We start from the raw sequence: 24,312 nt of genomic DNA, 5'->3' as shown, positions 1-24,312 counted from the left end.
CCCTATAAAACGACGAAAGCTGCCATCCATAATGGATAGCAGCATTTCTGTTGAAACTGATTTTAATAGTTATTATGTTGTAATTATTCTATAGTATAGCATATGTTTTCGTTAGATGATATGTTTTTGTTTGTGTATAAACTGAAAACTTGTGTTTTCACAGTTCCTTTGGTATATATGAATATTGTTCGTAAAAAGATCGGAAAGGAAGACAACAAGTGAAGACAGAGAAATTTTTTACCCATCCGATTGGCGTGTTTATTGCTGCAATAGTAGCGACTTTTTTATGGGGGAGCGCATTCCCTTTTATTAAATTAAGTTATGCTGAACTTGGAATTCAGCCACAAGAAGTTGGGGAGCAAATATTATTTGCTGGTTATCGTTTCTTCTTATCTGGAGTCATGCTCTTATTCTTCTTTAAATTATTAGGAAAAGACATGAACTTCAAAAAAGGAACGGGGAAGCAGTTAGTACAAATTGGTTTATTTCAAACATTTCTTCAATATATATGTTTTTATATTGGAATGAGTTATAGCTCTGGTATTGAAGGAGCTATCATTTCAGGAACATCATCATTCTTTCAAATTATACTTGCACACTTTTTATATAAAGATGATGCTCTCAATATGAGAAAAATAATTGGAGTTTCTATCGGCTTTTGTGGTGTTGTTTTAGTAAATGTACCGAGTGATGGTAGTTTGTCATTTCATTTCGGAATCGGTAGCTTATTACTTCTTAGTGCAGCAATGTTATATTCATATGGGAACATATTGGCGAAAGAAGGTAGTAAAACGTTAGATGTCGGCTATATGACAGCATACCAAATGATTTTTGGTTCTATCGGACTATTATGTATAGGTGCTTTGCAAGTTGGAATTATGCCATTTACATTTAGTGTACATGCAATACTTATGCTTATCTACTTATCTTTCTTATCTGCAGCAGGATTTTGCATTTGGAATACAATTATGAAGTATAACAAGGTTGGAAAAGTATCCATGTACATGTTCTTTATACCCGTATTTGGTGTATTATTATCGAGCATGATTTTAGGCGAAGCAATTCATTCATTTGTACTATTCGGTTTAGCATGTGTAGCCGCGGGAATTATCGTGGTGAATCGCATGCCAGCTAAGCAAAAAATAGAGCAAGGAAAACAAGTAGCATAGATAATGGGAAAACGATTACAATGGAAGAACAGTACTGTTCTTCTTTTTTTATATAGAAAAAGGATAATAGACTAGGTGCAACGAAAAAGATACAAAAAGCATTTATTGAGGAGAACATGTTATGAATCTACTTTATATGGTGTTAATTGGACAAATCATTCTTTTTTTAATTGGTGCAATATACGCAATAGGACAGACAAAAAAAACAACAAATAATATGCCGTTACCTTTAGTGGTGCGTCTTATTCTTAGTTTTTCTTTAACAATAAGTGCAATTTGGATATGGTTACAAGATCCATCAGTAGAGTATAGTACGTGGGTTGCACTAGGTATGACGTTATCAACTGTAGGAGATTTATTTATGGCAGGATTGATTCCAATTGGTCACAGGTTAATTGGAGGAATGATTACTTTCGCCCTTGCTCATTGTTTTTATGTAAAAGCATTTTTGCAAACAGGCATTTCATGGAATGGTTTTTGGATTGGTTTACTCGTATACGGGCTCTTTCTCATTATAGGATGGTTCTTCTTTATCCGAAATGAGAAACAAGATAAATTGTTTACGATAGGAGCTCTAATTTACGGATTGTGGGTTGGAGGAATGGCTTGCTTCGCATTCGCCTTATACTATGAGAATACAGGAATATGGTGGATACCAGCTTTTGGTGGTTTACTATTTGTGATTTCTGATTTTATTATTGGTGTGACAGATATTGGAGGGCGCAAATTAAAGTATGAACCACTTTGGATTTGGTTTACATATGTAGCGGCTCAAATGTGTATTGTATATGTGGGAATATAAAAGGATACTCTCCAAATAGTAGATAGACTATTTGGAGAGTATCTTTTTTACTATTTTGCTTCAGCTAAATTTTACTGTCTATAAATAGTGAGGTACATATAAAATATGGTATATAAAAATAAGGATTTTATGAGGATGTTATTTTAAAATTTTTAATATTAAAATTATACAATTCAGAATTTTATAGAAATTAAACAGTTGAAGTCTTTATAATAAAAGTAAAAAGATGATGAGATGGTGGAATGATGCAAAAGAAAAAACGTTGGCGTGAATTCTTTGGAACAATTGCAATTGCATGTTTGTTGGTGTTTTTGGCAAAAATTTTCGTGTTTTTTCCTACGACTGTAAAAGGAGCGTCCATGAAGCCAACGTTACAAGATGGGGATAAGGTAATTGTGAATAAGTTGGCAAAGCAATTTGAAAGTTATGGAAGAGAAGATATTATTGTTGTGAAGACGGATAATTCTTATGTAAAAAGGGTTATTGGTTTGCCTGGCGATGTCATTGAGGTGAGAAATGATCAATTATATGTGAATCATGAAGTAATAGAGGAAGCGCATTTGTATAGTAATAAGAAACAAGCTGAAAAAAAACTTATGAATTTAACAGAAGACTTTGGACCGATTACAGTTCCTAAAAATAAGATTTTTGTTATGGGAGATAATCGCTTAATAAGCAGGGATAGTAGAAATGGTTTAGGACTCATTGATAAGGCTGATGTATTAGGAGAATTAGCGGCAATTTATTATCCATTTGAACATATGAAAATAATAAATTAAAGTAAAAAACCAAGCAAATTTCAGTTTGCTTGGTTTTTATGTTAAATCGTAGGAGACTCATTAAATTCATAGACGTCTTCATTTTTTTTGTGCGTACTTAAAACGAATTTGTGCTGCAATAGTTGCAGTTTAAAGAATGCTAACGGATCGTGATAAGTTTCTGGGTTGCTTCTTAACGTTGCTAATGTTTGCTCGTCTTCCTGTATTTCAAGTTGAGCGGCTTCTACATTTTGTTTCAGTATGCTAAGTGGATCTTTAAAGAACATCATGATATCTCGTTCTAATGCGCCTTCAAATACTTCAAATTGAAGGAAGAATTGTTTTGAAATCGTTTGAGCAATTTCCGTATAGTCTTCCGTTTCAATATACTGTTTATATTTGTTTGCAAGCATAGATTGATTTTTTTGCATGTTACCAAATAGTTTTCCTGCACTCTTTAAGAAAAATTGTGTCGGTGTAAAACGTAATAAAATATTGATATTCGATACTGTAATTCTATTGGTCATGCGTACAACATCTCGATGCCAATCATCTAGTAATTTGAAATCGCAAGGAAGTTTCATGCGTTCTTCTTTATATAATTTATTAAACGTTTCACTCATTTCATCTAAATAAGATTGAGCTTGAATAAATTCATTATGTGCTGTTTCAATCCACTCTTGAATAAACCCAGTAAATTTAGGAAGAAGCACTTGCTGTACATGTTTTTGAATTCGTTCGTTCATCGCAGTATTTAATTCTTCATGAACTAATTTGAAATCACTATCTTCTTGAACAAGGTCAGAGCAGCTCTGTAATAATTCAGGAATTTGAGAATGGATATCTCGTGTGATTTCTTCTTTCGTTAAAAGATAAGATTCTGTAATAGAACGAATTTTATCTTTTTCAAGAGCGGTAAGATTGTTAATAAATCCATTTAGTTTTACTGAGATATGTTTATTCCAGCGTACTGATTTCACTAATGTATTTTCTAATTCCACACGTTCATTTACAAGGTATGCGATTGTCTTTTGAGTAAACCATATTAGTTTTTCTATACGTTCTTGTTCTATATCGCGTGTTGCTAGATTAGAAAGAATAGACTCTGTCACGTCCCCAAGTTGCTGGCTACTCTCTTGTGAAGGAGAGTATGGGAAGAATTTTGCATTTGGGAAATGGACTTTAATCTTACTCATTAGTTTTTCATTCTTGTCCGCACTATTTGTGTGTAGTACGAAATGAATTTGTAAGTTTGGTACTTGTTCACGTAAATAAAGTAATGTATCAAGCTCTTTACCATGTAATGGCGAAGCAGAATTTAATACGTAAATAAGGCTATCTGCCGCTTGTAAGTATTCAAAATATGAGCTGTTTTTATCCACTTGTCCTTGAACAGATGGCGTAACAAGGAATGCAAACTTATTTTTTCTTAAAAATCTACTTGGTAATTTAATTTCTATACATTTATTCTCAAGTTCTGACTGGTCAGATGTAGCCATTATTTGATGGAATTCATCAAAGTTCGGTATATTGTGTACATCTAACGCAGTAAATTCTGTTATTTCAGTTTGGCTATCATCTTTAAATAAAATAGGAGTTGTTATAGTCTCAGTTAAGATGTTCTCTCCTAATATTGAATTGACGAATGATAATTTATCGTGGTCACTAGTTCCCGCTATTAGTAATTGTGTAACATTTAAATCACATAGTTCATGAACGAGTAACGTAAATTGATGACTTAAATCTACATCATTTTTTTCAGCCCATACAGCAATTGTTTCGAATAAATGAGAAACAGTTTCCATATTTACGTTTGTTTCAGCTGTTGAATTAGAAAGTAGGGCTCCCGCACTTTTTACGAGTAATGACTCTAAAGTTGTAGGTGAAACTTCATTCCACGCTAACACTGCAGCAGAGACAAATAGGGCGTCTTTTGCTCTCGTTAAACTAAACCAATTTGTTAATAAATCAGGTACAAGTCCTTGCATTTCATGCATGAAATGCTCACCAGTAATTAATTCAAAGTACGTATCTTGATAACGTTCAACAATTTCATGCCAATCGTCATTGTTGTCTGTTTCAATATGTAAGAATAAATGATTGATTGTTTCAATCCAAGGTAGATGTAATTTTTCATTTTGATAGCTGTTCCAAAGAGTAATAACAAGTTCTTTAAATTGGACTTGATCAATTGCATATAGTGCTTTTAAAGATTCATAGAAATATTCTGGTTTGATTTGTTTCGTAAATCCTTGATTCACATAATTGATTAAAGTATCGAACCAGTGTAATGATTTTGTTCGAATTCCTTCTTGAACGGCAAGTTCGATGGCATTATTCCAATCTTCTTGTTTTTCATAGAATGAGCGAGCAATTGAAGTAATATTTGGATAGTCAGGTTGAAATGCAACAGCCTCACTAATCGTCTTAAATGCTAGACCTAAACGATCTTGCTCGATATAAAGAGAAAGGAGTTGTAAGGAAACTTCCATTGTAAGAGTTGTATCTTCCGTTTGGATAGATTGATACATTTCTTCTGCTTTTGGTAAGAATCCTAGTTCAAAATAAGCATCTGCAATATTTTTGGTTGCCCAAAGTGCAAGCTCGTTATTTACTTTTTCCCATTTAAATATCGCTGCTTCAAAGTCTTTATTTTGGTAATACAATTCGCCTTGAGCAAAACGGATATTAGAAATGTTGGAGAATTCATTTGTAGATTCATTTATATATGCTTCACCAAGTACATCTGATACTGGAGTAGAAGTTTCTTCTGTTAAAAATGTTTTATAGTAAACCTTTTGGATAAATTGATTTTCAATGGTCATGTTCGTTCCCCCTGTATAATTTAGAAAAATGATGTTGTATGTAAAGGGTGCATGTTCTTTTAATAGGTAGAAGTTGCATTATATCGACCAAACTATGTTTTTGCTAGGTATATCATTTTTCCTGAGAGTTAAACCGTTGCGAAAAGTAACTTTCCTTTATTGTAACAAAAAAATAGGCATATGAATTTTTATTTTTTCATCCCGGTGTTTGTAGATAGTAAGATTAGCACTTCAAAAAGAGGTGAATATAAGGGAAGGTGGCGGGAGTCTAGCGCACGATTGATGTGTACTAAAAATGAGCAAGGATGAACAAACCCTCACTGATTGATGGTTCCATTTCTTTCTGCTAAAGGAATGGATAGAAGTAGAGTTCATTATAAAAACAATGTATAGTGAATATGTATACCATGTTTGTCTGAAAGATAGAAAGGGCACAATGTGGAATAACGATCGTGCATAGGATGTGTCTTCCGAATGGAACAACATATTGGCGAGTTGATCGCACATTATGGGTATTTTGGAATTATTATAGCTTTGGCCGGTGGGATTGTTGGATTACCGATACCAGACGAGTTTTTATTGACCTTCGTTGGTTATAACGTTTCAAAAGGAGTTATGTCAGGAACTGCTGCGTTTTTAAGTGGGATGGCTGGTGCGATGTTAGGGATTACATTAAGTTATATACTAGGCTTAAAACTTGGACTTCCTGTTTTAAAAAAATATGGTCCGAAAATTAGAATTAAAGAACATCACATTGAAAAAACACATATTTTATTTGAAAAATATGGCCCATTTCTTTTAATGATTGGTTACTTTATCCCGGGAGTACGTCATTTAACAGCATATTTTGCTGGGATGTCGAATTTAACAATTTGGCGTTTTTGTTTGTACGCTTACGGTGGTGCGCTTATTTGGATCAGTGTTTTTATTGGACTTGGCTGGAAGTTAGGAGAGAAGTGGCGTTTCGTTGAGTATAGTTTACATCATTATGGAATATGGATTTTATCTATTTCAGTAGTTGTTACATGTGTCGTATGGTTTTACATAAAGAAAAAGAAAAACCGCGAGTAGCGGTTTTTTTAGCTGAAAGCAATAAATAGTACACCAGCTGTAATAAAGACAACACCAATACCAGTCATAAAGTTTAACTTTTCGCCGAGTATAATCATGGCGAGAATGATAGAAAATACAACGCTTAGTTTATCGACAGGAGCCACTTGTGAAACTTTCCCTGTTTTGAGGGCAAGAAAATAAAATAGCCATGACGAAGCACCTGCAACTCCACTTAATGTGATAAAGAGCAGTGCTTTTTTATTTAGCAGCACGTCGCCGATATTTTGAAATTTACCTTGTATAATAATAACGCCTACCATAAATAATGCCATAATAATAGAACGAACCGTCGTAGCGACATTAGCATCGATTCCATCTAAACCGATTTTACCGAAAATAGACACAAGAGCAGCAGCAATTGCTGATAATAGTGCGAATAAGAGCCATGAACTCATAGTAAAATTCCTCCAATCTTACATTATTATACATGAAAATCATTCTCATGTATTAATAACGAAATAATCCCCACCTTATATTTTTAATAAGGTGGGGATTATTATACTACTCTGCAATTTCCTCATATAAAAAGTACGTTACATTATAAATATGTTCTACTTCATCGTCTGTCATAAATAATAATTCGTCACGCTCAATCCCTTTTTTCTTTTCGATAAACTCAATCATGTTTTTGCGTTCTTCTCTTTTCATCAATTTTATTTCTCCTCTCAATCTGTTTTAATACAGTTTATTTAAGTTACTGCTATTATATAACAGAATCTTTAGAAAGTTCCACCTATTTTATTGTTTTTTTTAGAAGAACTTTTCGACAAAACAAGCCCACCTAAAGGGGGCTTGTTTTATTTTATAGTCGTAAAAACTCGGGCTCAGTCGTACCGGCACCATCGATGTAATAAATTGTATCGGGATTGATTTTAATTAGTACATAATTAGGGTCTTCAGGACCGAGTAACCAACGTTTTAAGCTATTATTCCAAAACTTGTTTTTTAATGTGGAGTCTTCCTCGATGGAGGCTAAGCCTTCCACTTCAATATAATCTTCATCTAATTTTTTTCCTTCACGACCAAGTAGTACATGTACATTTGGATTGTTTTCGATATCTGTTATCTTTTTTGATAGTCGATCTGTTGCAACATACAGTACAAAATCTTCATGGAAAAACATCATAAAGGCGCTATGAGGTTTCTCGTTTCGTACTGTAGATAATACACCAGTACGTTGACCTTGAATAATAGTTGCGATTTTTTCTTTTAAGTGCATATTTTTTACCTCTTTTCTTAATTTACATTTTCTTTATTTAAACAAGATGATTTAAACATCTTTCATACTGTTTTCTTCAATTCAATTTTTTAAACGCAATTGTGATGAAATCGGACAAGTTAGGAGAAGAATAATAATAATATCGAGGAGAAATACATACGATGGAAGGATGAAAAGCATGTTTAATAAAATATTTCTTATCGTGGCTCTTATAGGTGTACCACTGTCTGTACTTGGGAAAACACTTCATTGGCCTCAAACAATTATGTTTGCTGTGTATTGTATTACGATTATCGCATTAGCGGGTTTTATGGGGAGAGCGACAGAAAGTTTGGCAATTGTATCAGGTCCTAGAATAGGTGGATTATTAAATGCTACTTTCGGTAATGCCGTTGAACTAATCATTTCAATTTTTGCACTTCAGGCAGGATTAATTGAAGTGGTGTTAGCTTCTTTAACGGGTTCTGTACTTGGAAACTTATTATTAGTAGGAGGGCTATCCTTCTTTGTAGGAGGGCTTAAATACAAAAGACAAAGTTTTAATGTGTATGATGCAAGGCATAATTCAGCTTTATTAATCTTTGCTGTAGTAGTAGCATTCGTTATTCCAGAGATTTTTTCAATGAAGATGGACGCGGGAAAGACGTATCAATTAAGTATCGGTGTCTCGATTATTATGATTATTATGTACCTTGCTGCATTGCTATTTAAGTTAGTTACGCACCGTGGTGTATATCAGCATAAAAGTGATGAAGTCGCTCATGAAGAAGAACCAGAGTGGTCGAAAGGGAAAGCACTACTCATTTTAGCCATAGCAACAATTGCGGTAGCTTATGTATCAGAGGCGCTCGTGCATACATTTGAGACGGTCGCAAAATCATTTGGTTGGTCAGAGTTATTTATAGGGGTTATTATCGTTGCGATTGTCGGAAATGCGGCGGAACATGCATCTGCAATTATTATGGCCTATAAAAATAAAGTAAATATTGCAGTAGAAATTGCAGTAGGTTCTACATTGCAAATTGCTATGTTTGTTGCGCCTGTATTAGTACTGCTTTCTATGTTCTTCGCGCAAAGGATGCCTTTAGTATTTACAATACCAGAACTTGTTTCTATGATTACAGCTGTTTTCTTAACGATTGCGATTTCAAATGATGGAGATACAAACTGGTTTGAAGGCGGCACTTTATTAGCAGCGTATGTCATTATGGGAATTGGTTTTTATTTATTATGAAAAATAGGCATAACAATTGTGTCCAGAGAAAACAATAAACGAAGTAGTATATATACCTTTACGTAGGAAGGAGCCAGACAGGTGAAACGAGTATACAGCATATGTCTTTCAACTATGGTCTCGTTTATTCTATTATTTCCTAACATGAGTTTTGCAAAGACAACGGTAGAAACAAAAATGCCTTCATCTGTTTTAAATATTTCTAAAGACAATACGTTTCCAAACGATGCGCAAGATTTACCGCGTTTGCAACCGAGTAAGTTTGCTCAAGAACTATTGAAAACAGCAAATATTAAAATTGAAAACCCAGACTTAATTCGAATGTTTAATGAAACGACAATTTCGAATGCGCCGCTTGCGGTAGGGTACCGAGCGAAGATTTATTTAGGTCAATGGGCTTTGCACTATGAATCGATTGATACATCGATTAATTGGGAATATAAACAAGTAAATCGCAATGTGTATGATAATCGAGGGGGAGATCGCCTATATCCGCTACGCTATAAGCAAGAAACGCAAAAGACGGTTGAAGGTGATTTAACAGCAGATATGAAAGATGCTACAGATGTGAAAAAAATGATGCTTCTCAAAGCACTTGAAAAAGTACAATTACCACTTTCATTTAAAACTACCATTGGTTATGGTACTGGACATGAGAGAGTGTATAATATTAGCCCGAGTCAACTCGGATATTTATACGCTTATACACCAGCGGTAAATGAAAAAGGAAAAGTGACATTTGGAGAAGTATACCTTGTATTAAAGGGAAATCAAAAAAGGCTTGTTGTAAAAAATATTACTTCTCAAGGAATTGGAGCGGCTATTCCAATTCATGATCATTTGTATTTTAAATTCATTTCTTCTTCTCACTCGCAATAACATAAAAAAACGTCAGCTTATAAGCTGACGTTTTTTTATAATGTAATATTTGCTGTTTTTGATAAGAAATCTTCTGTCGGATAGTAGCTGTTTTTTACAAGAACATTCGGTCCAAGGCATTTTACTGCAGGACAGTGACAGCTTAATGATTTTGCTGTTTTTGAAGCACTCCATTTGTCATAAGCTTCTTGTAATGTGTTTGTTTGTATGTTTCCTAGAAGGGGAACGTCACCGAAATCAGTTACGATAATATTTCCATCGAAAATATTTACATTTAAACGAGAACGGCCATCTGGATCATTACGAACTGTTACGTTTTTGCTCTCTTGTAACTTTTTAAATGTGGCAATGTCTCGCTCGTCATCGCTACAAGCATAGAAAGGTAAAGTTCCAAATAACATCCATACATTTTCATCGCGAATTTCTAGTAAATGCTCAATTGCATCACGAATTTCAGCTTTTGTTAAAATTTCTAGATTGCTCGCGAAGTCACTTGGGTACATTGGGTGAACCTCATGACGTTTACAACCCATTTCGTCAACGATTTGACGATGGATATGTTCAATGTGTGGTAGAGTTCGTTTATTCAGCATCGTTTCGGCTGATACGAGTACACCTGCATCTGATAGAGCTTTACTATTTGTAATCATTCGTTCAAATAACTTTGCACGTTGTTCATACGTAGGTTTACGCTCCATCATTGCAAATCCGCCTTCGACGAAGTCATCAATTGTTCCCCAGTTATGAGAGATATGCAATACGTCTAAGTAAGGAATAATTTGTTCGTAACGTGCTAAATCTATAGTTAAGTTTGAGTTGATTTGAGTGCGAACGCCTCGTTCATGGGCATATTTTAAGAGTGGTGTTACATAGTTGTCGACGGATTTTTTTGAAAGCATAGGTTCTCCGCCAGTAATACTTAAAGAACGTAAATGAGGAATCTCATCTAATCGTTTTAATAAAAGATCCATCGGAAGCGGATTCGGGTCTTTCGGCTGTAACGTGTAACCAACAGCGCAATGCTCACAGCGCATATTGCATAACGTCGTCGTTGTAAACTCAACATTTGTTAATAGTAGTTTGCCGTACTCTTCAAGGTCCATATACGCTTCCCATGGATCGTAAGAAGGAGTAATCGGCTTCATTTTTTGTGATATCGTCATATGAAATACTCCTTTGACTATTGAAATAACAATTTGTCCATTCTCTATAATAGAAGAATATGTGCTTTTTATAAAGTGAAACTTTTTAGAGGAGAAAGAGAGAGGGCTTACATTATAGCGAATAACCGTGACAAAATTGATGAAATTACATACCCATTGTAATCATTTTTGCGGTATAATAAAAGCAACTCGAATTAAAAGGAGAGTGCCTTCATGGGAAAAGCAATTCAAGATAAAGATACACAATTAGTATATTTAAAAGAACGTTTAAATATGTTCATTGAAGTAATTGATACAATTGAACCTGAAGAAGTAGAGTTAGAAGATGTGGATCGTCTTCTTGCAATGTTAGATGAATTAGAATTAAAATGTGAGCAATTTAAAAAAGACGAATAATATATTAAAAAGGCTGCCAATTCCAATTTGGTAGCCTTTTTCTGTGCGGATAATAGAAGGACGATAGAAAAAGAGGTATAATCAAGTTGTGAAAAATTTCATTTATGTTTTAATAGCGTGAAACAAATAAAAAGCGAAAGAGCATAACAATGGAATTTTCAGCTCATAACGTTTTGGTAGCGTTCACAATTGAGGGGGAAGTAACAATGGAAAAGCTTCAAGAAAGCATGTATCAACTAATTGTTGAAACGTCAACGAACTTACCGAAAGATGTTCGTCGTGCGATTCAACAAGCGAAAGAGCGAGAAAATGCAGGGACTCGCTCTGCGATGGCACTTGGCACAATTACAAATAATATTAAAATGGCTGATGATAACATCTCACCAATTTGCCAAGATACAGGGATGCCAACGTTTAAAATCTATACACCAGTTGGTGTGAATCAATTAAAGTTGAAGGAAGCTATCTATAATGCGCTTGAGCGGGCGACAAAAGATGGTAAACTTCGTCCAAATTCTGTTGATTCTCTTTTTGGAGACAATAGTGGAAATAATTTAGGACCAGGTACACCGGTGATTAAGTTTGAACAATGGGAAAAAGATTATATTGATGCACGTTTAATTCTAAAGGGTGGTGGCTGTGAGAATAAAAATATTCAGTATAGCTTACCATGTGAATTAGAAGGACTTGGACGCGCAGGACGTGATTTAGAAGGGATTCGTAAATGCCTTCTTCATGCAGTGTATCAAGCGCAAGGTCAAGGATGTAGTGCAGGTGTAATTGGTGTTGGTATCGGGGGAGACCGCACATCAGGTTACGAATTAGCAAAAAATCAATTATTCCGTACATTAGATGATGTTAATCCAATCCCAGAATTACAACAACTTGAAGAATATGTCTTAGAAAATGCGAATAAGCTTGGCATTGGTACGATGGGATTTGGCGGAGAAACAACTTTACTTGGCTGTAAAATTGGCGTGTATAATCGTCTGCCGGCTAGCTTCTACGTATCTGTGGCGTATAATTGCTGGGCATATCGCCGTCTTGGCGTAACAATTCACCCTGAAACAGGTGAAATTATGGATTGGTTATATCAAGAAGGTGACGATACACTTCAGCAAGAAGCGCAAGAAAAAAAAGAGCAACGTGAGATTGTATTACAAGCACCAATTACAGAAGAGCAAATTCGTGAACTTCGCGTTGGTGATGTTGTAACAATTAATGGCATGATGTATACAGGTCGTGACGCAATCCATAAGCATTTAATGGATAACGATTGTCCAGTAGATTTAAATGGACAAGTTATTTATCACTGTGGTCCAGTTGTCGTGAAAGATGAAAATGACAATTGGCAAATTAAAGCGGCAGGTCCAACGACAAGTATTCGTGAAGAACCGTACCAAGGCGATATTATGAAGAAATTCGGTATTCGCGCTGTCATTGGAAAAGGTGGTATGGGTGCGAAAACTTTAGCGGCTTTAGAAGAACACGGCGGTGTATATTTAAACGCAATCGGTGGTGCAGCGCAATATTATGCTGAATGTATTAAAGAAGTGAAAGATGTTGATTTCTTACAATTTGGTATTCCAGAGGCAATGTGGCACTTACGTATTGAAGGGTTTAAAGCAGTTGTAACGATGGATTCTCATGGTAATAGCTTACATGCAGATGTTGATAAAACATCACTTGAAAAATTAGCGAGCTTTAAAGAGCCAGTATTTAAGTAAACAAAAATGCATCTCGAATGATTCGAGATGCATTTTTTTGGTATATATAGAAAAACATGTTCAGCATGAAAGAATGTGCGGCAACAAAAACTACAAGTACGATTATATATGGAAAGGAGACTATTTATGAAACATAAATGGTTATATATCGGTCTCATTTTTTCAATTATGATGGCACTTGTTCCAGTTTCTGCACTAGCTTATACAAATACTCCACATAACTGGGGAATCCCGCGCCCTAAAAATGAAACAGTACCAGATGCAGGAAAGCTATATACAGATTTACTACAAAAAAATGGTGGGTTTTATTTAGGAGATACGAAGAAAAAGGATATTTATTTAACATTTGATAATGGATATGAGAATGGATACACAGGGAAAATCTTAGACGTATTAAAAGAGAAAAAAGTGCCAGCAACTTTCTTTGTAACGGGGCATTATATTAAAACACAAAAAGATTTATTGCTAAGAATGAAAGATGAAGGACACATTATTGGAAACCATTCGTGGAGTCACCCTGATTTCACAGCGGTAAATGATGAGAAACTTCGTGAAGAATTAACGAGTGTAACGGAAGAAATTAAAAAAGTAACTGGGCAAAAAGAAGTGAAATATGTACGTCCTCCGCGCGGCGTATTTAGTGAAAGAACGTTAGCTCTTACGAAAGAAATGGGCTACTATAATGTATTTTGGTCACTTGCATTTTTAGATTGGAAAGTGGATGAGCAAAGAGGATGGCAATATGCGCATAATAATGTTATGACGATGATTCATCCAGGATCTATTTTATTACTTCATGCAATATCAAAAGATAATGCAGAAGCACTTGCAAAAATCATTGATGATTTGCGCGAGAAAGGGTATCATTTTAAAAGTCTAGATGACTTAGTAAAAAGCAATCAACCGTAAGCATGTATGCTTGCGGTTTTCTCATGCTATAATGATGTGTAAAAAGGATGGGGAAACGTATGTGGAGCGAACATGTTACGTTAGAGTATCCGTATCATTTTGAAGAAGTGTTAAAACGTTTATCTTTTGATCCTCTTAACGTCATTCAATTAGATGAGAAAGTTATTTATGTCCCGCTTTGTATAGACGAGGAACAGATTGTTGTTCGCCTGCAAGGGATTGGTACTGTTCAAAATCCACAGTTTTGGATTTCTAGTCAGACAGGAGATCCAGAGAAAGTTATGAAACGAATGAGGGCCATTTTTCATTGGAATGAACCGTTTCAAGATATACAAAATCATTTTTTAAACACATCATTACGTCCACTATTTGAAACATATGCTTATACTCCAATTATTTTAGAATTTGATTATTTTGCTTGTCTTCTTCGCTGTATCATTCATCAACAAATAAATTTGAAATTTGCTACTGTGTTAACAGAACAGTTTGTGAAACGATATGGAACAGAGAAGAACGGTGTATTCTTTTTCCCCACTCCAGAAATAGTAGCAAATATTTCAATAGAGGAATTGAGAGAGCAGAAGTTTAGTCAGCGAAAAGCTGAATATATAGTAGGATTAGGTCAAAGTATTGCCAGTGGTACATTAAATTTAGCGAGTATAGAAACCAGGGCGGAAGAAGAGGTTTCAGCACGATTGTTACCAATTAGGGGGATTGGCACATGGACAGTGCAAAATTTTTTAATGTTTGGGCTTGGACGGAAAAATATGTTTCCGAAAGCGGACATTGGGATTCAGCGTGCAGTACAAGGTGTATTTCAATTAGATGATAAACCTGATGATGCATTTTTAGAAAAAGTGAAACAAGAGTGTGAACCATACTGCAGTTATGCAGCGTTATATTTATGGAAAAGTATAGAGTAGAGGTGTAATAATGATACAAAAGCAACATGAGAGTAAGTTGGAAGTTGGTCAAACATTTCCTGTGACAATTAAACGTCTTGGGATTAACGGAGAAGGCGTTGGTTATTTTAAGAGACAAGTTGTTTTCATTCCAGGGGCATTACCAGGAGAAGAAGTTGTTGCTGAAACAACGAAAATTCAGCGTGGCTTCGCAGAAGCGAAAGTGAAAAAAGTTCGTAAAGCTTCACCGCATCGTGTGAAAGCACCGTGTCCAGTATATGAGGAGTGTGGCGGTTGTCAGCTGCAACATTTAGATTATAAAGAACAATTGAATCAAAAGCGTGATATCGTTGTACAAGCATTTGAGAAATACATGAAAAACAGTATGGAAGAGAAAATTCGTCCAACGCTTGGCATGGAAAATCCATGGCATTATCGTAATAAGAGTCAATTACAAGTGGGGCGTAAAGACGAAAAGGTTATTACAGGGCTGTATAAACAAAATTCACATCAGTTAATTGATATTGCTCATTGTATGATTCAACATAAAGCAACGAATGAAGCGACAAAAGTTGTAAGACGTATTTTAGAAAAATTAAATGTTTCTATTTACAATGAGAAAAAACAAAAAGGTTTAGTACGTACAATTGTGACACGTACTGCAGTTCAAACAGGGGAAGTACAAGTTACACTTATTACAACAAAAGAAGAGTTGCCAAATAAAGAACAATTTATTGCAGAAGTACAAAAACAGATGCCAGCTGTTAAATCAATTATGCAAAATGTAAACTGGCGTAAAACATCTGTTATTTTCGGAGATAAAACATTTAAATTAGCTGGAAAAGAAGTAATTCAAGAAACACTTGGTGATTTATCATTTGAATTATCAGCACGTGCATTCTTCCAGTTGAATCCAGAACAAACGGTTGTATTATATAATGAAGCGAAAAAAGCCGCTGCCTTAACAGGAAATGAGAAAATTGTAGATGCATATTGTGGTGTTGGTACAATCGGTCTTTGGCTTGCAAATGATGCAGCGGAAGTACGTGGTATGGATGTAATTCCAGAAGCAATTGCAGATGCAAGAAAAAATGCGAAGCGTCACGGATTTACAAATACGAAATATGAAGCAGGTAAAGCTGAACAATGGTTACCTAAATGGGTAAAAGAAGGATGGCGTCCAGATGTAATTGTTGTCGATCCACCACGTACAGGTTGCGACGATAAATTACTGGAAACAATTTTAAAAGTGAAGCCAAAACAAGTTGTTTACGTATCTTGTAACCCTTCTTCCTTAGCACGTGATGTACAAGCGTTAATGAAGAGCTATGAAGTGGAATATGTACAACCAGTTGATATGTTCCCGCACACAGCTCATGTAGAAAATGTAGTGAAGCTTGTTAGAAAGTAAAGTTTATTCATATTCCCTCATGATATGAGGGAATATTTTCTGTGAAGGAGAATAAGATGAACAATTATAAATTAACAATTCAGTACGACGGTGCACGTTTTAAAGGCTGGCAACGTCTCGGCAATAACGATAATACGATTCAAGGGAAAATCGAAAGTGTCATATCTGAAATGATCGGAAAAGAAATTGAAATTATCGGTTGCAGTAGAACAGACGCTGGTGTACATGCTTTGAATCAAGTGGCTAACTTTCAAAGTGATGAGAAGTTAGTAGAACATAAAGTGAAAAAATATTTGAATCAATATTTGCCAAATGATATTAGCATTACGAATGTAGAAGAAGTACATGATCGCTTCCATGCTCGTTACAATTCTAAAGCAAAAACATATCTGTATAAAATTTGGAATGAAGAGCATACGAATCCATTTATGCGTAAATACAGCATGCATGTGAATAAAAAATTAAATGTGAAAAGCATGAAAGAAGCTGCGAAACATTTAGTTGGTTCACATGACTTTACTGCTTTTTCAAATGCAAAATCAAAGAAAAAGTCTATGGTACGAGAAGTATATACACTTGATGTGATGGAAGAGGCAGGATTTGTACAAATTAGAGTAAGTGGTAACGGATTCCTTCATAACATGGTACGAAAAATTGTTGGAGCATTAATTGAAGTTGGATTAGGACAATTAGCTGCAGAGGCGATTCCACAAATTCTAGAGGCGAAACAACGTAATCAAATTAATTGTCTTGCTGAGGCGAGTGGTTTGTATTTGGAGAATGTTGAGTTTTAATAATCAGTAAAAAATCGAGCTGTGTAGGCTCGATTTTTTATGTTTTGGCGTTAAGAAGGTTTCTCTCTCTTCATACGTATCTTAAAATTCCAAAAGGCAGCAAGCATAATAGCTGCAAAAGAGCCGCTAATTGTTGCTAGTAGCTTTGCATAAGGATAGGCATTCATATCAATGAGTAATATCATACATACAAGGGTAGGGAAGAAGGCTAAGTATTGTAATAACTTTAATTTTTTATCATTACTCATATATATCGTTCCTTTCTAGTATGTTATATGTTTATTGTAGCATGTTTTACCAATTTATAACATCAAGAGAAAGGTTTGTTTTAAGGGAAGTAGAAAGTTTATAATATGTAGTAATTTAGAGACTGTAAAATTGTAAACAGTCTCTTTTTTTGTGAAAATAAAGCTGGAAACATACTACGTATGCAAAGGGGAATTAGCAATGAATCCAGACGTTTCACAGCTATTAGAACAGATTGAACTACGAAAAGATGAGTTACTAGAGCTTACAAAAACTTTAATTCGTTTTGAAACACCAGCACCGCCGGCGAGAAATACAAATGAGGCACAACAATTTGTTGCAGATTTTCTAAGAAAAAGAAATTTTAGTGTTGATAAATGGGATGTATATCCGAATGATCCGAACGTTGTTGGGGTCAAAAAAGGGATAGAAAGTGAAACACATAAAAGTCTTATTATTAATGGACATATGGATGTAGCTGAAGTGTCAGCAGATGAGGCGTGGGAAACAAATCCGTTTGAGCCATTTATAAAAGATGGTTGGTTAGTTGGACGTGGTGCAGCTGATATGAAAGGGGGACTAGCTGGAGCGTTATTCGCTATTCAGCTTTTACAAGAAGCTGGCATTGAGTTACCTGGAGATTTAATCTTTCAATCCGTAATTGGGGAAGAAGTTGGAGAAGCTGGTACACTTCAATGCTGCAGGCGAGGTTATGATGCTGATTTTGCAGTCGTAGTGGATACGAGTGATTTACATATGCAAGGACAGGGCGGCGTAATTACTGGGTGGATTACTGTGAAAAGCCCCAAAACGTTTCATGATGCAACGCGCAGACAAATGATCCATGCTGGAGGACGTTTATTCGGAGCGAGTGCGATTGAAAAAATGATGAAAATTGTACAAAGTTTACAGGAATTAGAGCGGCATTGGGCAGTTATGAAAACATATGAAGGTTATTCGTCTGGAACAACAACAATTAATCCAGCTGTTATAGAAGGTGGACGGCATGCAGCGTTTATTGCGGATGAGTGCCGTTTGTGGATAACAGTGCACTTTTATCCGAATGAAACACATGAACAAATAATAAAAGAAATTGAAGAGTATATCGGGAAAGTGGCAGATGCCGATCCATGGTTAAGTGAAAATCCACCGCAATTTAAGTGGGGCGGAGAATCAATGATTGTGGATCGTGGCGAAATTTTCCCTTCTTTAGAAATAGATAGTGAACATGCAGCTGTAAAAACGCTTAGCTCAGCACACGAATCAGTTCTTTCTAAACATGCAATTTTAGATATGTCTGCAACGGTAACGGATGGTGGTTGGTTTAGTGAATTTCATATTCCGGCTGTTATTTACGGACCAGGTACATTAGAAGAAGCTCATTCAATAAATGAGAAAGTTGAAGTAGAGCAGTTAATTGAATTTACAAAAGTAATAACAGCATTTATATATGAATGGTGTCATACGAAAAAATAGATTAGTATGTTGAAATCGTACAGGTATGTATACTTGTACGATTTTTTTTAGTGAACTATTTCAGAGTTGAATAGAAACAACTGAAATAGTTCTTTATTTTTCTATGTCTTTCGTTTGAGTTCGATTAATTTCTCTTTTGCTAATTCAACAGCAATTGCATCATCTAAATAGCCAATTGGAAAGAGGTAGTCAGGAATAATATCTGTCGATAAAATGAAATACAGTAATGCGCCGCCAAGAACTGCACGCTCTTCTTTTGGAATCGTTTCGTTGCAAAATTGTTGATACATATCTGTTAATTGTTCAATGAAAGGGCCAGCACTATCAATTTGTTCTAACTTGCTTGCGAAACTTTCGTGAATACGCTTTTCACCCTCTGTTGTTTGAGCATATCGTTCATAGTTTTCAAGCTCTTGTTTCACGCGAGTTGTTGTGTAGTCGAAATCGAATAAGTTAGAGGATTGCAGCGTTTGCTGAATGGTATCAAGAGATGTGTACATATCCGTCTTTTCTTTATTAATGTGAGGAGAATCTGGATACATTTCATCAAATAATAATTGGGGTGGGACTTGCAGACATTCTGCAAATTTTTGTAGATGCTTTTGCTTTGGTGGTTGTTTACCATTCATAATTCTTGAGATTGTTGCAGGATCAATATTTGTCAGCATTCCGAGTTGGCGCATAGATAAGGCACGTTCTTTTAAAAGTTTTTTTATTAATTTACTAAGCCGCTCATTTGGATTGTCTTTAGGCATAGCGAAGGCACTCCTTTTTGTTGTTGAAAAAATGTTGAGCATTTATTACATGTATATGAAACAGACAGGCACAGTTGCTCAACATTTTCATAAGATGCATTGAAAAGTGAGAAAAAGGGGTGGCTGTTTATGAGTACGGCAGGTCTATTTTCAATTTTTTTAATTGGGATTGCTTCTAATTTAGATAATGCAGGTGTTGGGATTGCATATGGCATTCGTAAAATCCGAATTTCGTGGTTCAACAATTTTATCATCGCATTTTTTGGGTTTTTATTTACTTTATTAGCTGGCTTTTTTGGGAACTGGATTGCGCTATTTATTTCAGAGTTTACAGCAAACTTGATTGGAGCAATCGTTTTAGCGATAATTGGCGTGTTTATTTTGTGCCAGCCTTTCTTGGGGCAAAAAAATACCGTAGGCTCTAAAGATGGTAATGTACTGATGGGAATTTTACGTGATCCAGAAAAAGCAGATTTTGATGGTTCAAAAACAATTAGTTTTTCAGAAGCAATTGTTTTAGGGGTTGCGTTGTCTATTAATAATATTGCAGGTGGGTTTGATGCTGGGGTAACAAACTTGAACCTGTGGCTTACAGCAACTATTTCTGGGGTATTTAGTTTTATTTGTATTAGTGGATTTGCGTATGTAGGAAAACGATTTTTAGCAGAATACTTAGGGAAATGGGCGACAGTTATTGCAGGATTGTTATTAATTTTTATTGGGATTGATCAGTTGTTGTAAGGAGAGTAGAAAACAAGGTTCGAGTATTTCCTTGGAAATACGGCAAGGGATTGCATATATCGACGTACTTTTCTCCATACTAATACGGATTTCTTTTAAGAAAGGGGGATTTGTATGGGACGCGGAAAAGCATTTGATCATAAGAAAAAAGGGCACGATCATCAACCACCTAAAGGTGCGTTCATTCATAAAGATGTAAATGAACATACTTTGGAAGAGGAAGAGCTACCAGTAAATATTGAGGCGTATAAAAATAGTTTGAAAAAACATTAAAAGCACCTACATAGGTGCTTTTTTACCGTATATCTTCAATTAATTGTTCTGATTCTTCATGCATACTGTACTCACTTAATACTTGGATACAAAGCCACTTTAATTCTTCAATCGTATGTTCAAGTTCTTCAGGAAGCACATGATGAATGTCTTCAAGTCCCATTCCGAAATGAATAAGTTCAAGTACTTGATCATCGATGTTCCGATCCATTAACAGTTCAAGTACTTCTAAATTGAATATGTATCGGTGAGCTTCATCGAGTGAAACAACTTTTAACTTCAAGCTTTCTACAATACTCAATATAAAAAGAAGAATTGTTTTTTCAAGAACAGGCTGTTTTCCCATTTGAAATATTAGTTTCATCTTTCACACCTCCACATATAGCGCTAGGTTGTACTATATTATTCAGGAGGGGGGAGCAAATATGCATGATATAGAGAAACTTTCAGCACGGTTTTTGTACGGGCGTGGATAGTTGATACAGTTAAGGTTTTTATGAAATGAAAAAATCCTGCTAGTATAGCAGGATAGCTCTGAATTAAAAAATGCTCCAACCTTCTTGGGCAGAAAGAAGTTCAAGAATTTTAAAACCAGCGATACTATTTCCGTTTGCATCTAAAGCTGGTCCGAAAATACCAATTCCCATTTCTCCTTTTACGCAGCCGAAAATGCCACCAGCTACACCACTTTTTGCGGGGATACCAACACGAATCGCAAATTCACCAGACTCGTTATACATACCGCATGTAACCATAAATGTTTTACAAATCTTTGTAATATGCTTAGGGATAATTTGTTTTTCCTTATATGGATCATATCCATCCATCGCAAAAATTAAACCGATACGTGCTAAATCGATACAGTTTACCTCAACTGCACATTGACGAGTGTATAAATCCATAAGTTCTTCGATATCACAATCAATAATTCCGTTTTGTTTCATATAGTAACAAAGTGAACGATTTAAGTAAGCTGTCTCTAATTCTGAATTGGCAACTTTAGAAGAATAATTAATAGTAGGATTATCTGTTATTTCACGTACGAAATGAAGAATGCGCTCCATTTTTTCTTCGTTATCTTTTCCTGCTAACATACTTGTAATAGCTAGTGCCCCTGCATTAATCATTGGATTAAGTGGTTTAGAAGGACTCGTCGTTTCTAACTTAATAATAGAATTAAATGGATCACCAGTTGGCTCCATTCCAACTTTAGAAAATACATATTCTTCACCACGATCTAAAAGTGCAAGTGCAAGTGTAATTACTTTTGAAATACTTTGAAGAGTGAATAGTGTTTGTGAGTTGCCAGCATGGATGTATTCTGTTTCTTTATGGAAAATGGCAATCCCTAAATCATCTGGATTGGCATTTCCTAGTTCGGGGATATAAGTAGCAAGCTTTCCTTTTTTCGTATATGGTTTTACTTGTTCTAACAACTGTTGTAAGTTGTTTGTTTCAATGCACTGCATAGTACCAACGCTCCTATTTCGAATTAACTAAGTTTACTTTTCCCGATATGCTCGGAAATAAATAATAACATGAAAAAGTGGAATGATAAAACGAAAGTTACATGTTCTATATTAGGCCTTTCGTTTCGAGTATTCTGTAGTGAAAAAGGAGAATTTTCCTTTTATATAACAGTTTGGAAATAGGAGATTTATCCATGAAAAATTCAAAAATAAAAACTACACATCTATACAACTATATGTTATTATGGTTATGTAAATAGAAAGCGTTTTCTAAGGCGTACTTATAATGATAACGATTTCATAAATTTGATAGGGGGAATTAAAATGTTGCAGTTTCTACAACGTATTGGTAAAGCGCTAATGCTTCCAATCGCCGTACTACCAGCAGCAGGATTATTGCTTCGTTTAGGACAAGAAGACGTATTTAACATTCCTGTTATGGCACAGGCCGGTGCAGCAATTTTTGATAATTTAGCACTTATTTTTGCAATTGGTGTTGCAATCGGTTTGTCTGTTGACGGTAGTGGAGCAGCTGGACTTGCCGGAGCAATCGGATATCTTGTTTTACAAAATACAACGAATGCTCTAAGTAAGACGTATTCAGCAGCAGAGTTAAATGATAAATTAAAAAGTGTTCAAGATTTAGTCGGTTCAGTAGATCCAACTAAATTAGCAGATACAATGACAAAGGTTTCAAAAGCAGCGGCGTTAACGCCAAAAATAAATATGGCCATACTCGGTGGTATTATTGCAGGGGTTGTTGCGGGATTACTATACAACAAATTCCATAAGATTAAACTACCAGAATGGTTAGGATTCTTTGCAGGAAAACGCTTCGTACCAATCATTACTTCAATCGTAATGTTACTTTTAGGATTGGTATTCGGTCAAATTTGGCCAACAATTCAAAGTGGTATTGATGCAGTGGCACATGGTATCGTGAACTTAGGTTCAATTGGTGCTGGTTTATTTGGATTATTAAACCGTTTATTAATTCCAATTGGTTTACACCACGTAATGAACACATACTTCTGGTTCGTACTTGGTGACTTTACAAATGCAGCTGGCGATATTGTTCATGGTGATATTGCACGTTTCTTTGCAAAAGATCCATCAGCAGGTATGTTTATGACTGGTTTCTTCCCAGTTATGATGTTCGGTTTACCAGCAGCATGTTTCGCAATGATTGCAGCTGCTAAACCAGAAAAACGTAAAATGGTTACAGGTATGTTAGGTGGTCTAGCATTAACTTCATTCTTAACTGGTATTACAGAGCCAATTGAATTCTCATTCATGTTCTTATCGCCAGTACTATATGGAATTCATGCTGTATTAACAGGTCTGTCTTTATTCATTACAACAACACTTGGCATTCATGATGGTTTCTCATTTAGTGCCGGGGCAATCGATTACGTCTTAAACTTCGGTATTGCAACAAAACCATTGTTACTAGCAGGAATCGGTTTAATTTACGCAGCAATTTACTTTGTAGTATTCTACTTCTTAATTAAGAAGTTCGACCTAAAAACTCCTGGTCGTGAAGATGAAGAGGAAATGGCTGAAGGCGAAGAAGCTCCAGTTGCAGGTTCAATTGGTGAAACTTACGTAGCAGCTTTAGGTGGAAAAGAAAACTTAACAGTTATTGATAACTGTGCAACACGTCTACGCTTACAAGTGAAAGATGCTGGTCAAGTAAACGAAGCAGCATTAAAACGTGCTGGTGCAAAAGGTGTTATGAAATTAAGTAACACGAGTGTCCAAGTTATCGTAGGTACAAATGTTGAATCTGTTGCCGATGATATGAAAAAACACGTATAAATAATTAGATAAGAGGATATCCAAAAAGATTGATAACATCAATTTTTTAGAGGGTATCCTCTTTTTTTATGTTAAAAAATTAATGGGAATCTTACTTTTGTAAATTTTCTTTTTCTTTTTTATGCATATAGGTTGGTAATATGTGCAGTGCGTGATAAAGTAGGGATGACATAGAATGGATTATCCATAATCTACTAAAATGAGTCTTTAGTAAAGGTAGTAAATTATTGGTG

At 35.2% G+C, this 24,312-nt stretch carries 26 protein-coding genes; 17 read left to right on the top strand and 9 right to left on the bottom strand.

Annotated elements, in window-relative coordinates; all coding sequences use genetic code 11:
• Nucleotides 1-218 precede the first annotated feature (218 nt).
• From AC0L0O_RS25400 to lepB, 3 genes are all read left to right on the top strand, one after another.
• Nucleotides 219-1,169 carry a DMT family transporter gene (locus AC0L0O_RS25400; RefSeq protein ID WP_428889579.1) on the top strand — a complete coding sequence of 317 codons (951 nt, stop codon included), beginning with the start codon at nucleotides 219-221 and terminating at the stop codon, nucleotides 1,167-1,169.
• 121 nt (nucleotides 1,170-1,290) lie between these two features.
• Complete coding sequence (locus AC0L0O_RS25395) at nucleotides 1,291-1,971, top strand: lysoplasmalogenase (RefSeq protein WP_075396352.1); 681 nt, start codon at nucleotides 1,291-1,293, stop codon at nucleotides 1,969-1,971.
• A 242-nt stretch (nucleotides 1,972-2,213) separates the two neighbouring features.
• Nucleotides 2,214-2,750 carry a signal peptidase I gene (gene lepB, locus AC0L0O_RS25390; protein ID WP_428889577.1) on the top strand — a complete coding sequence of 179 codons (537 nt, stop codon included), beginning with the start codon at nucleotides 2,214-2,216 and terminating at the stop codon, nucleotides 2,748-2,750.
• Nucleotides 2,751-2,791: 41 nt separating this feature from the next.
• Here the strand turns inward: lepB and AC0L0O_RS25385 are convergent, their stop codons facing one another.
• Nucleotides 2,792-5,554, bottom strand: a complete 2,763-nt coding sequence (locus AC0L0O_RS25385) for a tetratricopeptide repeat protein (protein WP_428889576.1) — start codon at nucleotides 5,552-5,554, stop codon at nucleotides 2,792-2,794.
• Between the two features lie 474 nt (nucleotides 5,555-6,028).
• Between AC0L0O_RS25385 and AC0L0O_RS25380 the strand changes: the two genes are divergently transcribed.
• Nucleotides 6,029-6,625 (top strand): DedA family protein, encoded by a 597-nt coding sequence (locus AC0L0O_RS25380; protein ID WP_000434857.1) that lies wholly within the window; start codon nucleotides 6,029-6,031, stop codon nucleotides 6,623-6,625.
• Between the two features lie 8 nt (nucleotides 6,626-6,633).
• Here AC0L0O_RS25380 and AC0L0O_RS25375 read toward each other — a convergent pair whose 3' ends face one another.
• The 3 genes from AC0L0O_RS25375 to AC0L0O_RS25365 form a co-directional block, all read right to left on the bottom strand.
• The gene (locus AC0L0O_RS25375) at nucleotides 6,634-7,062 is read right to left on the bottom strand and encodes an EamA family transporter (RefSeq protein ID WP_000100306.1); all 429 of its coding nucleotides are present in this window, start codon (nucleotides 7,060-7,062) and stop codon (nucleotides 6,634-6,636) included.
• 106 nt (nucleotides 7,063-7,168) lie between these two features.
• A complete protein-coding gene (locus AC0L0O_RS25370; RefSeq protein ID WP_000817786.1) occupies nucleotides 7,169-7,315 on the bottom strand; it encodes a BH0509 family protein in 147 nt (48 codons plus the stop codon).
• Nucleotides 7,316-7,469: 154 nt separating this feature from the next.
• On the bottom strand, nucleotides 7,470-7,886 hold the full coding sequence (locus AC0L0O_RS25365; RefSeq protein WP_428889574.1) for a pyridoxamine 5'-phosphate oxidase family protein: 417 nt from the start codon (nucleotides 7,884-7,886) through the stop codon (nucleotides 7,470-7,472).
• A gap of 178 nt (nucleotides 7,887-8,064) precedes the next feature.
• Between AC0L0O_RS25365 and cax the strand changes: the two genes are divergently transcribed.
• The gene (gene cax / locus AC0L0O_RS25360; RefSeq protein WP_000482146.1) at nucleotides 8,065-9,120 is read left to right on the top strand and encodes a calcium/proton exchanger; all 1,056 of its coding nucleotides are present in this window, start codon (nucleotides 8,065-8,067) and stop codon (nucleotides 9,118-9,120) included.
• An 81-nt stretch (nucleotides 9,121-9,201) separates the two neighbouring features.
• Complete coding sequence (locus AC0L0O_RS25355) at nucleotides 9,202-9,999, top strand: YfkD famly protein (RefSeq protein ID WP_003158879.1); 798 nt, start codon at nucleotides 9,202-9,204, stop codon at nucleotides 9,997-9,999.
• Nucleotides 10,000-10,034: 35 nt separating this feature from the next.
• On the opposite strand, the gene yfkAB is transcribed toward AC0L0O_RS25355, so the two are convergent.
• The gene (yfkAB, locus tag AC0L0O_RS25350; RefSeq protein WP_000156006.1) at nucleotides 10,035-11,162 is read right to left on the bottom strand and encodes a radical SAM/CxCxxxxC motif protein YfkAB; all 1,128 of its coding nucleotides are present in this window, start codon (nucleotides 11,160-11,162) and stop codon (nucleotides 10,035-10,037) included.
• 213 nt (nucleotides 11,163-11,375) lie between these two features.
• Between yfkAB and AC0L0O_RS25345 the strand changes: the two genes are divergently transcribed.
• The 6 genes from AC0L0O_RS25345 to truA all read left to right on the top strand — a co-directional run bounded on the left by AC0L0O_RS25345 (nucleotide 11,376) and on the right by truA (nucleotide 17,301).
• Entirely contained in the window at nucleotides 11,376-11,558 is a 183-nt protein-coding gene (locus tag AC0L0O_RS25345; RefSeq protein ID WP_000513558.1) for an SE1561 family protein, read from the top strand.
• A gap of 206 nt (nucleotides 11,559-11,764) precedes the next feature.
• Nucleotides 11,765-13,285 carry a class I fumarate hydratase gene (gene fumA, locus AC0L0O_RS25340; RefSeq protein ID WP_342380938.1) on the top strand — a complete coding sequence of 507 codons (1,521 nt, stop codon included), beginning with the start codon at nucleotides 11,765-11,767 and terminating at the stop codon, nucleotides 13,283-13,285.
• Nucleotides 13,286-13,411: 126 nt separating this feature from the next.
• Nucleotides 13,412-14,194 carry a delta-lactam-biosynthetic de-N-acetylase gene (gene pdaA, locus AC0L0O_RS25335; RefSeq protein ID WP_000681209.1) on the top strand — a complete coding sequence of 261 codons (783 nt, stop codon included), beginning with the start codon at nucleotides 13,412-13,414 and terminating at the stop codon, nucleotides 14,192-14,194.
• Between the two features lie 59 nt (nucleotides 14,195-14,253).
• Complete coding sequence (locus AC0L0O_RS25330; protein ID WP_000269437.1) at nucleotides 14,254-15,117, top strand: DNA-3-methyladenine glycosylase family protein; 864 nt, start codon at nucleotides 14,254-14,256, stop codon at nucleotides 15,115-15,117.
• Between the two features lie 10 nt (nucleotides 15,118-15,127).
• On the top strand, nucleotides 15,128-16,507 hold the full coding sequence (gene rlmD / locus AC0L0O_RS25325; RefSeq protein ID WP_000615206.1) for a 23S rRNA (uracil(1939)-C(5))-methyltransferase RlmD: 1,380 nt from the start codon (nucleotides 15,128-15,130) through the stop codon (nucleotides 16,505-16,507).
• Between the two features lie 56 nt (nucleotides 16,508-16,563).
• Complete coding sequence (gene truA / locus AC0L0O_RS25320; protein WP_428889568.1) at nucleotides 16,564-17,301, top strand: tRNA pseudouridine(38-40) synthase TruA; 738 nt, start codon at nucleotides 16,564-16,566, stop codon at nucleotides 17,299-17,301.
• Nucleotides 17,302-17,351: 50 nt separating this feature from the next.
• On the opposite strand, the gene AC0L0O_RS25315 is transcribed toward truA, so the two are convergent.
• Nucleotides 17,352-17,549 (bottom strand): hypothetical protein, encoded by a 198-nt coding sequence (locus AC0L0O_RS25315; protein WP_473786179.1) that lies wholly within the window; start codon nucleotides 17,547-17,549, stop codon nucleotides 17,352-17,354.
• A gap of 151 nt (nucleotides 17,550-17,700) precedes the next feature.
• Between AC0L0O_RS25315 and AC0L0O_RS25310 the strand changes: the two genes are divergently transcribed.
• Nucleotides 17,701-19,023: an acetylornithine deacetylase gene (locus AC0L0O_RS25310; protein WP_428889566.1), complete on the top strand. Its 1,323-nt coding sequence runs from the start codon at nucleotides 17,701-17,703 to the stop codon at nucleotides 19,021-19,023.
• Nucleotides 19,024-19,124: 101 nt separating this feature from the next.
• Here AC0L0O_RS25310 and AC0L0O_RS25305 read toward each other — a convergent pair whose 3' ends face one another.
• The gene (locus AC0L0O_RS25305; protein ID WP_001123637.1) at nucleotides 19,125-19,778 is read right to left on the bottom strand and encodes a helix-turn-helix domain-containing protein; all 654 of its coding nucleotides are present in this window, start codon (nucleotides 19,776-19,778) and stop codon (nucleotides 19,125-19,127) included.
• A 129-nt stretch (nucleotides 19,779-19,907) separates the two neighbouring features.
• Here AC0L0O_RS25305 and ytaF point away from each other — a divergent pair, with 129 nt between their 5' ends.
• Complete coding sequence (ytaF, locus tag AC0L0O_RS25300; protein ID WP_428889565.1) at nucleotides 19,908-20,519, top strand: sporulation membrane protein YtaF; 612 nt, start codon at nucleotides 19,908-19,910, stop codon at nucleotides 20,517-20,519.
• A gap of 114 nt (nucleotides 20,520-20,633) precedes the next feature.
• The gene (locus tag AC0L0O_RS25295) at nucleotides 20,634-20,792 is read left to right on the top strand and encodes a hypothetical protein (RefSeq protein WP_000532409.1); all 159 of its coding nucleotides are present in this window, start codon (nucleotides 20,634-20,636) and stop codon (nucleotides 20,790-20,792) included.
• A gap of 22 nt (nucleotides 20,793-20,814) precedes the next feature.
• Here AC0L0O_RS25295 and AC0L0O_RS25290 read toward each other — a convergent pair whose 3' ends face one another.
• Together AC0L0O_RS25290 and glsA are read right to left on the bottom strand one after the other, a co-directional pair.
• Nucleotides 20,815-21,156: a DUF3969 family protein gene (locus AC0L0O_RS25290; RefSeq protein WP_000766603.1), complete on the bottom strand. Its 342-nt coding sequence runs from the start codon at nucleotides 21,154-21,156 to the stop codon at nucleotides 20,815-20,817.
• A gap of 175 nt (nucleotides 21,157-21,331) precedes the next feature.
• Complete coding sequence (gene glsA / locus AC0L0O_RS25285; protein ID WP_001149852.1) at nucleotides 21,332-22,261, bottom strand: glutaminase A; 930 nt, start codon at nucleotides 22,259-22,261, stop codon at nucleotides 21,332-21,334.
• A gap of 69 nt (nucleotides 22,262-22,330) precedes the next feature.
• On the opposite strand from glsA, the gene AC0L0O_RS25280 reads away from it, so the two are divergent.
• Together AC0L0O_RS25280 and nagE are read left to right on the top strand one after the other, a co-directional pair.
• On the top strand, nucleotides 22,331-22,444 hold the full coding sequence (locus AC0L0O_RS25280) for a hypothetical protein (protein ID WP_002035643.1): 114 nt from the start codon (nucleotides 22,331-22,333) through the stop codon (nucleotides 22,442-22,444).
• Nucleotides 22,445-22,585: 141 nt separating this feature from the next.
• On the top strand, nucleotides 22,586-24,079 hold the full coding sequence (nagE, locus tag AC0L0O_RS25275; RefSeq protein WP_000938883.1) for an N-acetylglucosamine-specific PTS transporter subunit IIBC: 1,494 nt from the start codon (nucleotides 22,586-22,588) through the stop codon (nucleotides 24,077-24,079).
• Nucleotides 24,080-24,312: the final 233 nt, after the last annotated feature.

This window comes from Bacillus sp. GS3m_15504, assembly GCF_055825275.1.
The sequence above is the reverse complement of the archived record's forward strand: the minus strand, read 5'-3'. Positions and strand labels throughout refer to the sequence as shown.